We start from the raw sequence: 13,973 nt of genomic DNA, 5'->3' as shown, positions 1-13,973 counted from the left end.
ATTCCCGACTTGATTATGAAGCAATTTTTACTGTTCGCCTTCCTATCGTGCGGTTTTCTGACGGGTACGGCACAACAGCTGCGGACCGCCTACTTCATGGACAAGGCCACGCTGAGGACCTCGATGAACCCCGCCCTCCGTCCGGCCCGGGGATTCATTTCCATTCCGGCCGCAGGCTCCATTTCGGCTACGTACGCCTCGAACGGCGTGGCGCTGGGCGACCTGCTTTACCAGAAGGACGGCCGGCTGGTAACCTTTATGGACCCGTCGGTTCCCGCCGAATCCTTTCTGCGCGGATTGAAGACGAATAACCAGTTGAATGCCGACATCGCAGCCGAGATCGTTTCGGCCGGCTGGTTCTCCGGACGCGGTTTCTGGACGATCGGCATCGGAGTCAAGGGAACCGTCAGCGGCAACGTGCCCAAGTCGCTTTTCGAGTTCATGAAGTACGGCTCGGGACCGGACGGAACGACTTACGATATCGAGAAACTGCACGTATACACGGACTCTTACGTAGACGTGTCGGTCGGATATTCCCGACCGCTGAACGACCGCTGGACGATCGGCGGGAAATACAAGTTCCTGGTCGGAGCCGGCAATGCGGACATCCATTTCACCAACCTGCACGCCGTCATGAACGGCGACTCGTGGCGGATCACTTCGCAAGGGCGCATGTCCGCATCGGTACAAGGGCTCCGTCCGACGCTCGCCGCCGACCGAAACGGCCGGGAATACATCGACGGATTCGACTTCCGTTCGCCCGGAGTGGCCGGCTACGGGAGCGCCATCGATCTGGGAGCGACCTATAAGATACTCGATAACCTGACGGTCTCCGGAGCGGTGATCGACCTCGGATTCATTCGGTGGAGCAAGCACTCGACAGTCAACGGAGCAGCGCAGGGCGAATTCGATTTCGACGGATTCGACCTCCCGATCGGAAACGATCGGCCGGACAACCCGATAGGCGATCAGATGGACGACCTGACCGATAACCTGCAGGAACTGTTCCATTTCTCGGAGACCCCCTCGCAGAGCCGCACGACCATGCTGCGCAGCACGATCAACCTCGGCGCGGAATATGCCGTAGCCAGAAACAGGGTCAGCTTCGGCCTGCTCTCCAGCACCCGCATCTACAAGCCGAAAGCCTATACCGAACTGACCGCCTCGGTCAATTACCGCCCGACCGACTGGTTCGCCGCGACGGTCAGCTACTCGTTCATTCACAGCGCCTTCGAAACGTTCGGCTTCGCGCTGAATTTCAGCCCCTCATGGATCAATTTCTTCATCGGAAGCGACTATATGTTCACCAAGGTGAATCCGCAGTTCATCCCGATCAGGGCCTCCGCAGCCAACCTGTATTTCGGACTCGGCGTTCCGCTTGGGAAAGAACGGTCGTGCAGGCGATAGCCGGACTGCTCCGCATTAAATTCGGACAGGTTTTGGTATTTAAAAAATAAGTGCTACTTTTGTCCCCGCAAACCTCGGATTCCGGTCCGGGAGTCGGCACGAAACATTGCTGTTTTAGCTCAGTGGTAGAGCACTTCCTTGGTAAGGAAGAGGTCACGAGTTCAAGTCTCGTAAACAGCTCTGAAAATCAGCGATCTGTTATGAACAGATCGCTGATTTTTTGTTTTCAGAGTCCCCCGAAAGCTTGAAAAAGCCATTTTGTTTACCCCTGCGAGAACAGATATACGATTGGCTTTGTATTTTGCGAATAGCGTAAAACAATGGAAATCAAAATAAGTGCCATTTGCCGCAAGGACAAAATATACAAAAACGACACCGCGCATCGATACACATTCGGTTTACCCTTAATCGTCAAACTCGTTACGTCAGCACGGGTTTCTCTTTTGCTCCCGACGATTGGGACTTGGCACAGCAACAGGTTAAAACGTCGTTATTGAACCACAAAGAAATTCAATGTCTTACGCATTCCGCAAGCAGTCTTCGCACTTCGACACACTTGCCTGCCGAAAGCGGCCGGACTTCTTTCTCAGTCGAATACGATCACAGCGCGCAGCGGGAAATGGTCCGAGGGATGATTCCTCCCGTCCGAGTCGGACAGCAAGCCGCAGGTCAGTACCCGCACGCGGCCGCTTACGAACAAATAGTCGATCGGCGTACGGTTCCTGAGCTTCTCGGGAACCTGAACGGGGAATCCGGCATAACTGAACGGAGGTCCGTACGCAGGCGTCTGCGACGCCTCGCGGGCATCGCGCAGTACGGTCTTCATCACGGCGACCGGTTCGCTCTCGGCATGAGCGTTGAAATCGCCCGTGCAAAGCACCGGATATTTGTCGCCCGCTACGGCCCGGATACGCCCGGCAAGCAATTCGGCCGACCGGAGCCTCGCCTCGCGGCCGACGTGATCGAAATGGGTATTGAAAAAATAGAACACGCGCCCCGTGCGCCGATCCTTCATCTTGGCCCATGTGCATATCCGGTTCAAGGCCGCATCCCACCCTTTGGAAACGGTATCGGGCGTCTCGGAGAGCCAGAACGTGCCGCTGTCGAGTACCCGGAGACGGTCCGTGCGATAAAAGATCGCCGAGTATTCGCCCCGGTCTCCCCCGTCGCGGCCCACACCCACCGATGCGAAACCGGGCATCGCGCGCAGATCGCTCATCTGGGACGGCTTCGCTTCCTGCACTCCCAGCACGTCGAAGCCGTAAAAACGGATCAACGCCTCGACCCTTTCCTTGCGGTAAGGCCACGCGTTGTCTCCGTCCACCGGCGTGTCGCAACGGATGTTGTACGAACCGGCAACCAGCTCGCGGCCCCGGGCCGAAAGCAGGTCGGCACCGCCCCCCAAGAGCAGCGCCGACAGGCAGATCATCAGCCGTACCATGCGGCCGCTACTTCCGGATATCGTAAAAGCAACGCTTGGGCGAATAGATTTTGCCCTCCTTGGCCAGCTTCTTGATTACTTTGGCGGCTTCTTCCTTATCGACGCCGGCGGCGGCGGCGATGTCGCCCGGACGCATGGCGCCCTTTTCCTGCAATGCTTTCAGAATCTTTTCTTCCATGACAATCGTGGTTTAGGATTTATCCGTGCGTAAAATTACGCAAACCGGCCGGAATCGCAAATCGGAAATACGGATAGGCGAATAAGAAAATCCTATCGGCCGAAACGCTCAATCGCGCTCCTGCCGCCGGAGCTCTCTGTCCGCGCGGCGCATGCCGAAGGCCACGATCAGGCTGCCGAAGCCGACCAGCAGGAAGATAAACGCGAGCAGATAGGCCACCGGCAGCAGACCGAAACGGTCGTCGACCATCATCAGAAAGCCCAGCACCAGCAGCAGGATGCCCACGATCAGGTAGCGCGACCAGTCGCCCGACCCGCGACGGCGCCATGCCAGAGAGTCGGCCACGTACATCAGTCCCCGAACGAAGACCCAGATGCCGATCAGCACCGGAATCATCGCGGCCGAAAGCAGCGGGTTGCCGAGCATCAGCAAGCCGAAAATCACGTCGATGACGCCCTCGAGCAGCCGCCAGCCCCAGCCGCGAATGCGCATATTGGAAAGCGCGACCACGATCGAGCCGATGCCCGCCACGAGGGCGACGACACCGATATAGACGGCAACCGAGAAAAGGGCCGTGACCGGATAGGCCAGCGAGATCACCCCGAGAATCAGGAACAGGATGCCGTTGAGCAGCAACAGCCACCAGCGTTTGAATATCGTTTCCATAATACAGAAGCGTTTTGGTTCGTTTTTCCGAATATCGTTTTCCTTCAATAACTTTGCCAGAAGCTCGTCATTGACATTCTGTCAGGCTACGCGATACCGGCCGGGGAAGCGGGCTTTTCTATGCTTGCCGGGCAGCCGTACCCGGCTTCCTGTTTACAAAATATCCCATTTAATGCGCAAATATTTTGGCAAATAAAATTTGATTGTTTAATTTCATAAATGTACAGATTGAGGGAGGTTGAGGCGTTGTGCATTTTATAGATTACATTTAATACAAACGCTTATGACACTTGACAGACTCGTTCCGCATCTACTCCTGAACTACCCTTTCGCACCCAACGCCGGTTTGCCGAACGGGAAAGTCCCTAATGTTTTTATACAAATACAAAATGCCTCTGCTTGCAGTATTTTTTTGTATAAAATTTAAATATTATGATGGCAATCGTGTTTTGTATCGAAAAAGTTTAATCGCCAGAGCATGTATAATTGTTCTTTATCAATCGAATTAAGGAAGTGTCACAAAAAAAACATCACTTTTCGATAAATATGAAAACCATTTATTTGTTTATATCAATTGTCAGCTGTCTTTATCCGTTACAAATGGTTTATTCGCAGCCAATTCTCATTGACAGCGTTCAAATAAGCACTCTTCCTAAAATCAATAATACAGAAGATAAAGTATTTGGGTTAAGTAAAATTTGGTCTGAAATAAAATATAACTTCGTCAATATAGACAAAGTTAATTTCGACATAGACTCTCTATACCAAAGCACGCTTACCCGTATTTTACTGACGAGGAATGATATCGAGTATTATGATGAACTGGAGTTATTTTTGGCAAAATTTAACGACGGGCATACTGGGATAGTTGATAGGAGTTATAAAAAGAGTGACTATATCAACGACATTTCTGGAACTATCAGGGAAATAGAAGGTAAGTATTATTTTACCGTCTTGAAAAAGAATGCAGGAATAGACTCAATGTTGTTAGGTGCCGAACTCATAGAAATCAAAGGGTTGCCTGTATCCAAATACATAGAGCGATACTGTCTTCCAAAGGCATGTGCATCCACGGAACACGAACGTCGGCGTATTGCACTGGCGAGATTGCATGAAGGGCCTATCGGTCATTTTTTGGAAGGTAAAGCAAAAACGGGAAAAGGAGATATATTGAATTTTAAATTGCAATACAATTGGGAGACCCTAAGCACTGCCGAGGATGATTATTGGAGTGTACCTTGGGGTATTTATCCCCCCAAGAAAAGGATATCAGTCCAATGGTGTCAAAATATAGCGCGCTTGACGATAAAGGACTTTAGAGAAGATATGATTGCCATGTTGGACTCTGTTATGTTTGACTTGTCCAATAGAAACCCCGAAGGATTAATCTTAGATTTGCGCTATAACAGAGGTGGTGTTACAGATGTTGCTTGGCGATTACAGATGCATATAGATCCAAGTGATACTATTCGTTCCTTTGGATATGAAACCAGAATTAATGATGGTTATGCCCGCTCTCAGGGAAATTATCGTGAGGAATATGAACTTTTTTATTTAGGCAAGGCTTACAAAAAACAAAATCCGGAAATTATCGTAAGAGATATTCACATAAACGCTGTTGAATGTCCTATTGTTTGTTTAATTGGGCCGCTTAGCTCTTCTGCATGCGAAGATTTTCTTGTCAATATTTATGATCTTCCCGACAGGCCAATATTCATAGGGGAAGAAACAGAAGGTTCATCCGGTGCTCCTTTGTTAGTCGATTTGCCTGATGGGGGAGTCGTTCGAATATGTACGTTACGTGAGCTATTCCCGTATAGTAATAAACTTTTTGTTAACAAGGGAATTGTTCCTGATATTGTTATTCACAGAACGTTATCCAGTGAACGACAAAACAAAGATCTCGCATTAGAGAAAGCAATCGAAATTTTAAAAAAAGTACACAATGATTCGTTGCACATAGAACATAACTAAGCAGTGGTCGGTAAACAATACTTAATCAAGTTTAAGCAGGTTTATATCGAATGAAATTCCCCCATTGCATACAATTAGACGCGATGAATTGCGGGCCGACCTGCCTGAGAATGATTGCCAAATTTTATGGCAAAAATTACTCATTGCGGTCATTACGGACTAAATGTCATATTACTCGGGCAGGTGTTTCGATGTTGGGTATCAGTCCGAGCGGCGATCCCTTTTTTGACGATCCCCGGAACCTGCAAACTATCCGCGAGGCTATCGAGCAGGCTAAGCGGGGACAGGTAACGGAGCTTACGCCCGAACTGAGGGAAAAACCGCTCGGCAATCTATGAACTTTAAGATCATCCTTATCGAGATGCCAATCATAACAAAGGGTGTGTCACAGCTTCCCCGGGAAAGTTCGGCGGACCGCTTTTTGTTTGTTTCCCGATTAATTCTTATCTTTGTGGGCTGTTTAACATTTAAATTCGAATCAGAATGCCGAAAATGAAAACCAATTCCGGTGCGAAGAAGCGCTTCGACTTCACCGGATCAGGAAAGATCAAGAGAAAGCATGCTTTCAAAAGTCACATCCTGACCAAGAAAACCACCAAGCAGAAACGGAACCTGACTTACTCGGGTCTCATTTCGAAGGCCGACGAGGCCAACGTGAAGCTGCTGCTCGTAAAGTAATCGAGGAGCCGCTTCGCGCTTTCAGTCAAACAAAGAGCGATTTAGCCCCGAAGAGCGCGGGAGAACCGTGCCGCTAACCGCTCGTAAAACTTTTAAATTATGCCAAGGTCAGTCAATGCAGTAGCATCCAGAGCCAGAAGAAAAAAGGTTTTAAAACTTGCCAAAGGTAACTTTGGTTCAAGGGGAAACGTATGGACGGTCGCCAAAAACACCGTCGAAAAGGGTCTTACGTACGCTTACCGCGATCGCAAGAACAAGAAACGCCAATTCCGTAGCCTGTGGATCCAGCGTATCAACGCCGCAGCCCGCAGCCACGGCATGACTTATTCGGAATTCATGGGCAAAGTGAACGCCAAGGGCATCCAGCTCAACCGCAAGGTGCTGGCCGATCTGGCGATGAACAATCCCGCAGCATTCGAAAAAATCGTTAAAACAGTCCAGTAAGGCATAGCCCGCCCGCAAGGGCGAAGGCTCAGGGCCTATGCAGAACCCCGCTCCTAAGGAGCGGGGTTCTTGTTTTTCCTGTCCCGGTCATATCGTTTACCGTACCGACTTGCGAACACCCGATGCCTCCGGTTTAATTTCCCCCTCTGTCGGAGAAAATTTCATGCAGGAGCCTAATCGGATACATAACCGGTGGCCGCAAGTCGCGGTCAACAGACAATAGAAATTCCGGGGGCGAACATGCTTGGTACACGGAAGCATACCATTGCTTTCCCGACGCAGCCGCTCTCTACGTCATCGTCGACGGTTCCCGAACTCCAACCTATCTCCCGCTCGGCCGCTTTCCGGCACCAACCTGCTGCGCAATCGGCAAAGACGAAAGAGACGGAATCGAAGGACGAAAAACCGCTCCATCGACGGGGAGGTGCAGGAAACGACCTGCCAAAAATCGGCCCTGACATTCGCAACATATAGCGTTCATCCTGTTTCGGACGGAGACCGAGAGCAAGTAAAAATCACAAGAAGAGAAGAAAACGGCACCGAACCGGGAGCGAGACGATCCGAGAAAGGAACGGAAAAACCTCGTCGGAACCGATTACATCGCACTCCGACAAGTAGGCGTATACGGCGGCGAGCAGCTCGTACCTACGATCGTTTGCGGTTCGGCGCAGGCGACAGCAGTCCGCAGCACTCCGAACCGAATCGTCCGGCGCGATTTCCGCGCCTTCAGGCAACCGAGCAATCCCGGGAATAGCGACAGGCGACTGTCAACGTCCCAGTTCGAGCGCCAGCGCGGTCATCGTCGCCACGCCGTAGTCGAGCGCCCGCTCGTCGGGATCGAATACCGACGTGTGCAGTCCGCCCGTCGGACCGTCCGTCCGCGCAACGCCGAGACGAAAAAAAACGCTCGGATAGCGCTTCGTGTAGGAACCGAAGTCCTCGGCCGTCATTCGCAAAGCCAGCTCCTCCACCCGGTCGGCGCCCCACAGCCGCCCGACGATCTGCCGAGCGCGCGCCGTCAGCGCCGGATCGTTCACGACGCACGGATAGCCGTCCGATATCTTCACCTCGGCCTCGACGCCGTATGCGGCCGCCGTTCCGGCCGCGATCTCGGCGACACGCCGTTTCGCGCGCCCGCGCCACGTCTCGTCCATCGTCCGCAGCGTGCCTTCCATTTCCACCGTCGGCGGAATGATGTTCGTGGCGCCGTCGGCAATCAGCCGCCCGATCGAGAGCACGGTCGGAATCGTCCCGTCGGCATTGCGGCTGACGATCTGCTGCAACGACGTGACGATCGCGGCCGCCGCAACGACCGGATCGGTCAGCGTATGGGGCAGCGCGCCGTGTCCCCCGGTTCCCCGGACCGTGATGCGCAGCTCGTCGCTCGAAGCCATATACTGCCCCGCGCGGAAGCCGAAACGGCCGGCCGGAATCTCCGCCGCCACATGTTCGCCTACGAAAGCCGCGACCTCGTAGTCACGGAACGGGTCCTCGGCCAGCACGAGCGACGCTCCGCCCGGGCAAAGCTCCTCGCCGGGCTGGAAAAGCCCGAACACCGTTCCCTCGATTCGCTCGCTCATCCTCTTCAGCACGAGCATCGCCCCGAGCAGGCAGGCCGTGTGGACGTCGTGCCCGCACGCATGCATCACGCCCTTGTTCCGGGAAGCGTATTCCAAACCGGTCTTCTCCTCGATCGGCAGCGCGTCCATGTCGGCACGCAGCACGACGCAACGGCGGAGGTCTCCCCGGCCCTCGATCCGGGCCAGAACGCCCGTTCCGGCTATCGGCTGGAATTCGATGCCCGCCTCCCGCAGGCAATCGGCCACATAACGGGAAGTCTCCCGCTCCTCGAACGACAGCTCGGGATTGGCATGCAGAGTCCGTCGGGCAAGCAACACCTGCCCGGAAACAGCCTCCGCCGCCTTTTTGATCGAATCATAAGTTTCCATACGGCAACTATTAAAATCGCATTCGCGGGTCCGACAGCCGGTTCCGCCACGCCGAAACATCAATCCACGCACCCACTCTCTACAGGAAACAGGGGCGCTCGCACCTTTTCCTCCGTCGGGAGACCTTCGACCCCGACCGCTTTCCAACGGCTCGCCGACTCGTCGGGTGCTTCCGAACCGTTTCCTCGCCAACTCCGTCGGATCGGTTCCGATCATCCCGCCCTTCTCCCGAAATCCCGCACCGTTTTCGGCAAGGCCGGTTTCCGGTAAGCAACGATACCCCGCGAACGGCCTGCATACAGAGCCTTTCTCTTTACGAACGACACGCGCCCGCGAACGCCCCGAATACTCCGAGCGGGAACCGGACGGATCGGATAAATACGCCCTTCTCCAACCTCTCTCGCTTCGGACTCCGGCCCCGAAGCGCCCCGCTCACGCTACCGGCCGCCGAACGGACTGTCTCCGTCCTCATATACGGCCGCGTCGACATGCCAAAAGCGCCTTCCATCCCAAATAAACGCGGAGTTCCGCAAGTGCTGCGCGAACCGGGAAAGCCCGAGCCGGCGGCGGACGAAAACTTCGCAAACGCCGCGTCTAAAACAGCGCCTGCGCGATCTTGACCATATTGTCGGTCTTGCCCATCGTATAGAAGTGGAGGATCGGCACGCCGGCGGCGATCAGCTCGCGCCCCTGCGCTACGGCCCATTCGACGCCCACCTCGCGCACCTCGCGATTCGTCGGGCACTTCTCGACCTCGCGGACCAGCACCTCGGGCAGATCGACGTGGAATATCTGCGGCAGCATCGTGAGCTGCGCCTTCGTCGAAAAAGGCTTGATGCCCGGAATGATCGGCACGTCGATACCCGCCGCGCGGCAATTCTCGATAAAAGCGAGTATGCTCGCGTTGTCGAAGCTCATCTGCGTGATGATGTAGTCGGCCCCCGCGTCGACTTTTTCCTTGAGCCGGCGCATGTCCTCGGCCGGATTCGGAGCCTCGCAGTGCTTTTCGGGATAGCCGGCCACGCCTATGCAGAAATTCGTCCGGTGACAGTCCTCGACCTCGCCGTCGATGAACACGCCCTCGTTCATCCGGGCGATCTGGCGGACCAGCTCGCAAGCATGCCCATGCCCGTCGGGATGCACCCGGAACGAGTGCTCGCCGCGCAGATTGTCGCCGCGCAGGGCCAGCACATTGTCGATACCCAGAAAATCGAGGTCGATCAGCGCGTCCTCCAGATCGTAGCGCGACTGTCCGCCGCAGATCAGGTGCGGAATCGCCTCGACGCCGTAGCGGCGCATGATGGCGGCCGAGATACCTACCGTACCGGGACGGCGGCGCACCGTGTGCCGCTCCAGCAGTCCGTTCTCGCGTTCGACGTATTTCACGTCCTCGCGGTGGGATGTCACGTTGACCGAAACCGGCGCGAATTCCCGGAGCGGATCGAGCGCCTCGAACACGCGGCCGGGCCCATCGCCCTTGAGCGGCGGCAACAGCTCGACCGAGAAACGGGCCCGTCCCTCGGCGGCGGCTTGGTTGTAAATGTCGGTTATGTGCATTGTTTCTCGCTTGGTTACATATCTATCAGATGCTGCGGAATCAGCACCCTCATTTTCTCGGGGTCCGTTCCCCGCCGCGCCGCATACGAGGCGAGCTGCTCGGAGTCGATGCGGCCGACCGAAAAGTTCCGTGCCTCGGGATGCCCCAGCATCAGCCCGCAGGCAGCCTCTCCCGGCACGATCATGTACGATTCGGTCATTGTCATGCCGGTTACCGTCCCGACGTCCATCAGCGCGAAGACGTCGGCCTTGAGCGAATGATCGGGAGCCGACGGATAGCCGAAAGCGGGACGGATGCCCTGATACTTCTCGGCGAGCAAGTCCCCGACGCTCCACTGCCCTTCCCGCTCGTAGCCCCACAACGTCACGCGGGCATAGCGATGCAGCGCCTCGGCGAACGCCTCCGTCAGCCGGTCGGCGAGCAGCTTGGCCATGATCGCGCGATAGTCGTCGCCCTCGGAGCGGTAGCGGCCGGCCAGTTCCTCGAGCCCGAGGCCCGCCGTCACGGCGAACGCCCCGACGTAGTCCTTCACGCCGCTGCCGAGCGGAGCGACGAAATCGGCCAAAGACAAATTCCGCTCGCGGTCGGCCTGCTGATTGCGCAGTTGCGGCAGTCTCATCCGCTCCCGTTCCCGCAATTCGTCGGCGTACAACACGATATCGTCCCCGTCCGATGCGGCCGGATAAAGCCCGATCACGCCGTCGGCGCGCAGCAAACGACGGTCGACGATCTCCGACAGCAGCCGCCGCGCATCGTCGAATACCCGCCGCGCCTCCTCGCCCCGCTTCGGATCGTCGAACAGGGCCGGATAGCGCCCGGGAAGTCCCCATGCGCTGAAAAAATAGCTCCAGTTCACGAGCGGGACCAACTCTTCGAGCGGATAGTTGCAGAACAGATACCGTCCCGTTTTCCTCGGCACGGGCACCCAGGTCCAATCGATCGCCGGCTTGCGGGCGCGCGCCTCCGCGAGCGAGCGGTACGCACCCGCGTCCCTGCGCTCGAACTCCTCGCGCAGCCGCTGCTGCCGCTCCCGGACCGAGCGAAGATACTCCTCGCGCCGGACCGACCCGAGCTCGGCGAGCACCCGCACGTCGTCCGAGGCGTCCTTCACATGGATGACCGGCCCGCTGTACAGCGGCGCGAGCTTGACGGCCGTATGCAGGTCGGAGGTCGTCGCCCCGCCGATCAGAATCGGGATGCGGAGCCCCATTTGCTCGACCGCCACGATCACCTTGGCCATTTCCTCGAGCGACGGGGTAATCAGTCCGCTCAGTCCGATCACGTCGGCCTGCTGCCGAACCGCCGTCTCGACGATCCGCTCGCTCTCGACCATCACGCCGAGATCTTCCACCCGATACCCGTTGCAGGCCAGCACGACCGAGACGATGTTCTTCCCGATGTCGTGCACGTCGCCCTTGACGGTAGCCAGCACCATGCGCCCGGCGGACGAGGCGCGGCCCTCGCGGCGTTCGGCTTCGATGTAAGGCGTCAGTACGGCGACGGCCCGCTTCATCACCCGCGCGCTCTTGACCACCTGCGGCAGGAACATCTTGCCCTTGCCGAACAACTCGCCTACGCGGTTCATGCCGCTCATCAGCGGGCCCTCGATCACGGCGAGCGGATTGCCCAGTCCGCGGTAAGCTTCCTCGGTATCCTCGTCCACATAGTCGGCGATACCTTTCAGCATCGCATGGGCGAGCCGTTCGGCCACCGTTCCCGAGCGCCAGCGCAGTCGTTCGCCGTCGTCGGCGGCCGTTCCCTTCTTATCCTTGATCTGCTGGGCATAGGCCGTCAGACGCTCGGTCGCATCCGCCCGGCGGGCCAGCACGACGTCCTCGCAAAGCTCCAGCAGCGGTTTCGGTATCTCGTCGTAAACCTGCAACATCGACGGGTTGACGATGCCCATGTCCATTCCCTCGGCGATCGCATGATACAGGAAAACCGAATGCATCGCCTCGCGCACGGTATTGTTGCCCCGAAACGAGAACGACAGATTGCTGACACCTCCGCTCACTTTCGCGTAAGGACAGTTTTTCTTGATCCAGCCGCAGGCGCGGATGAAATCGAGTCCGTAGCGGTCGTGCTGCTCGATACCGGTGGCCACCGACAGCACGTTCGGGTCGAAAACGATGTCCTCGGGCGGGAAACCGGCTTCGGTCAGCAGACGGTAGGCACGGCCCGCCACCTCGATCTTGCGCTCGAACGTATCGGCCTGCCCCCGCTCGTCGAACAGCATCACGACGGCCGCCGCGCCGTACCGGCGCACGAGCGCGGCACGCCGCAGGAACTCGGCCTCGCCCTCCTTGAGGGAGATGGAGTTGACGACCGACTTGCCCTGCACGCAGCGGAGCCCGGCCTCGATCACCTCCCATTTCGACGAATCGATCATTACCGGCACGCGGGCGATGTCGGGCTCGGCCATCAGCAGGTTCAGAAAATCGCGCATCGCCCCGACGCCGTCGATCAGCCCGTCGTCCATGCAGACGTCGATAATCTGAGCCCCGCCTTCGACCTGTTGCCGGGCGACCGACAGAGCTTCCTCATAGCGCCCCTCGCGAATCATGCCGGCGAACTTGGCCGAGCCGGCCACATTGGTCCGCTCGCCGACGTTGACGAAATTGGCCTCGGGCGTCACGCGCAACGTCTCCAGCCCGCTCAGCGTCGTCACATGCGACGGAGCGGGGACCTTTCGCGGAGCGCGGCCGTCCGCCACGCGGGCGATCTCGGCGATATGGACGGGCGTCGTGCCGCAGCACCCCCCGACGATATTGAGCAATCCCTCCCGCAGATAGCCGTCGATCGTCTCGGCCATCCGTTGCGGCGTCTCGTCGTAGCCGCCGAAGCCGTTCGGGAGCCCGGCATTCGGATGCGCCGACACGGCGCATTCGGCCACGGAGGCGAGCCGGGCCACGTAAGGCTGCATCTGCTCGGCCCCGAAGCCGCAATTGAGTCCGACCGACAGCAGGCCCGCATGCGAGACGGACGTATAGAAAGCCTCGATCGTCTGCCCCGAAAGCGTGCGTCCGCTCGCGTCGGTAATCGTCCCCGAAACCATGACCGGGATCGGAACGCCGCGCTCGGCGCGCAGCCGCTCGATCGCAAACAGGGCCGCCTTCGCGTTCAGCGTGTCGAACACGGTCTCGACGAGCAGGACGTCGGCCCCGCCGTCGACGAGGCCCCGCGCCTGCTCGTAATAGGCTTCGGCGAGCTCGTCGAAAGTCACCGCCCGGTAGCCCGGATCGTTCACGTCGGGCGAGATGGAGGCCGTCCGGTTCGTCGGGCCCATCGAGCCGGCGACGAAGCGGGGCTTCGACGGATTGCGCAGCGTGAAGCGGTCGGCCTCGCTGCGGGCCAACGCGGCGGCGGCCCGGTTGATCTCGTACACGTACTCCTGTAACGCGTAATCGGCCATCGACACGGCGTTCGCATTGAACGAATCGGTCGATATGATGTCGGCCCCCGCCTGCAAATAGGCCTCATGGATGCTGCGGATCGCCTCGGGCTTGGTCAGCACGAGCAAGTCGTTACACCCCTTGAGCAGCACCTCCGAGCCGGCGAAGCGCTCGCCCCGATAATCCTCCTCTCCGAGGCCGTAGCCCTGTATCATCGTCCCCAGCCCGCCGTCCAGCACCAGGATGCGGCGCGAGAGCTGATCATATATAGAAAATTTCAACATGC

At 57.4% G+C, this 13,973-nt stretch carries 11 protein-coding genes, 1 tRNA gene and 2 pseudogenes; 8 read left to right on the top strand and 6 right to left on the bottom strand.

What is annotated here, in order from left to right; genetic code table 11:
- Positions 1 to 15: 15 nt before the first annotated feature.
- The 3 genes and pseudogenes from NQ491_RS10320 to NQ491_RS11310 all read left to right on the top strand — a co-directional run.
- Positions 16 to 1,407, top strand: coding sequence for a DUF5723 family protein (locus NQ491_RS10320; RefSeq protein ID WP_034282833.1), 1,392 nt, complete (start codon positions 16 to 18; stop codon positions 1,405 to 1,407).
- A gap of 108 nt (positions 1,408 to 1,515) precedes the next feature.
- Positions 1,516 to 1,587, top strand: a tRNA-Thr gene (locus NQ491_RS10315).
- Between the two features lie 163 nt (positions 1,588 to 1,750).
- Positions 1,751 to 1,864, top strand: a pseudogene (locus NQ491_RS11310) (hypothetical protein); the annotation flags it as partial.
- Positions 1,865 to 1,993: 129 nt separating this feature from the next.
- On the opposite strand, the gene NQ491_RS10310 reads toward NQ491_RS11310, so the two are convergent.
- The 3 genes from NQ491_RS10310 to NQ491_RS10300 form a co-directional block, all read right to left on the bottom strand.
- Complete coding sequence (locus tag NQ491_RS10310) at positions 1,994 to 2,848, bottom strand: endonuclease/exonuclease/phosphatase family protein (RefSeq protein WP_019245636.1); 855 nt, start codon at positions 2,846 to 2,848, stop codon at positions 1,994 to 1,996.
- 7 nt (positions 2,849 to 2,855) lie between these two features.
- The gene (locus tag NQ491_RS10305) at positions 2,856 to 3,026 is read right to left on the bottom strand and encodes a MarR family transcriptional regulator (protein ID WP_019245637.1); all 171 of its coding nucleotides are present in this window, start codon (positions 3,024 to 3,026) and stop codon (positions 2,856 to 2,858) included.
- A 108-nt stretch (positions 3,027 to 3,134) separates the two neighbouring features.
- Entirely contained in the window at positions 3,135 to 3,692 is a 558-nt protein-coding gene (locus tag NQ491_RS10300; RefSeq protein WP_019245638.1) for an HdeD family acid-resistance protein, read from the bottom strand.
- A gap of 546 nt (positions 3,693 to 4,238) precedes the next feature.
- Between NQ491_RS10300 and NQ491_RS10295 the strand changes: the two genes are divergently transcribed.
- From NQ491_RS10295 to rplT, 5 genes and pseudogenes are all read left to right on the top strand, one after another.
- Positions 4,239 to 5,666: a S41 family peptidase gene (locus tag NQ491_RS10295; protein ID WP_034282835.1), complete on the top strand. Its 1,428-nt coding sequence runs from the start codon at positions 4,239 to 4,241 to the stop codon at positions 5,664 to 5,666.
- Between the two features lie 50 nt (positions 5,667 to 5,716).
- Positions 5,717 to 5,884: pseudogene (locus tag NQ491_RS10290) on the top strand (cysteine peptidase family C39 domain-containing protein); the annotation flags it as partial.
- Positions 5,858 to 6,004 (top strand): hypothetical protein, encoded by a 147-nt coding sequence (locus tag NQ491_RS10285; protein WP_019245640.1) that lies wholly within the window; start codon positions 5,858 to 5,860, stop codon positions 6,002 to 6,004. The pseudogene NQ491_RS10290 and the gene NQ491_RS10285, both read left to right, overlap by 27 nt.
- A gap of 145 nt (positions 6,005 to 6,149) precedes the next feature.
- On the top strand, positions 6,150 to 6,344 hold the full coding sequence (rpmI, locus tag NQ491_RS10280; RefSeq protein WP_019245641.1) for a 50S ribosomal protein L35: 195 nt from the start codon (positions 6,150 to 6,152) through the stop codon (positions 6,342 to 6,344).
- Positions 6,345 to 6,443: 99 nt separating this feature from the next.
- Complete coding sequence (gene rplT, locus NQ491_RS10275) at positions 6,444 to 6,788, top strand: 50S ribosomal protein L20 (protein ID WP_026089606.1); 345 nt, start codon at positions 6,444 to 6,446, stop codon at positions 6,786 to 6,788.
- Between the two features lie 767 nt (positions 6,789 to 7,555).
- Here the strand turns inward: rplT and NQ491_RS10270 are convergent.
- The 3 genes from NQ491_RS10270 to metH form a co-directional block, all read right to left on the bottom strand.
- Positions 7,556 to 8,737, bottom strand: a complete 1,182-nt coding sequence (locus NQ491_RS10270) for a M20 metallopeptidase family protein (RefSeq protein WP_019245643.1) — start codon at positions 8,735 to 8,737, stop codon at positions 7,556 to 7,558.
- 594 nt (positions 8,738 to 9,331) lie between these two features.
- Entirely contained in the window at positions 9,332 to 10,294 is a 963-nt protein-coding gene (locus NQ491_RS10265; RefSeq protein WP_019245644.1) for a methylenetetrahydrofolate reductase, read from the bottom strand.
- A gap of 14 nt (positions 10,295 to 10,308) precedes the next feature.
- Complete coding sequence (gene metH, locus NQ491_RS10260) at positions 10,309 to 13,971, bottom strand: methionine synthase (protein WP_019245645.1); 3,663 nt, start codon at positions 13,969 to 13,971, stop codon at positions 10,309 to 10,311.
- Positions 13,972 to 13,973 lie beyond the last annotated feature (2 nt).

It is taken from the genome of Alistipes ihumii AP11 (genome assembly GCF_025144665.1).
Taxonomy (GTDB): domain Bacteria; phylum Bacteroidota; class Bacteroidia; order Bacteroidales; family Rikenellaceae; genus Alistipes_A; species Alistipes_A ihumii.
This window is presented reverse-complemented; position numbering and strand designations above follow the sequence as displayed.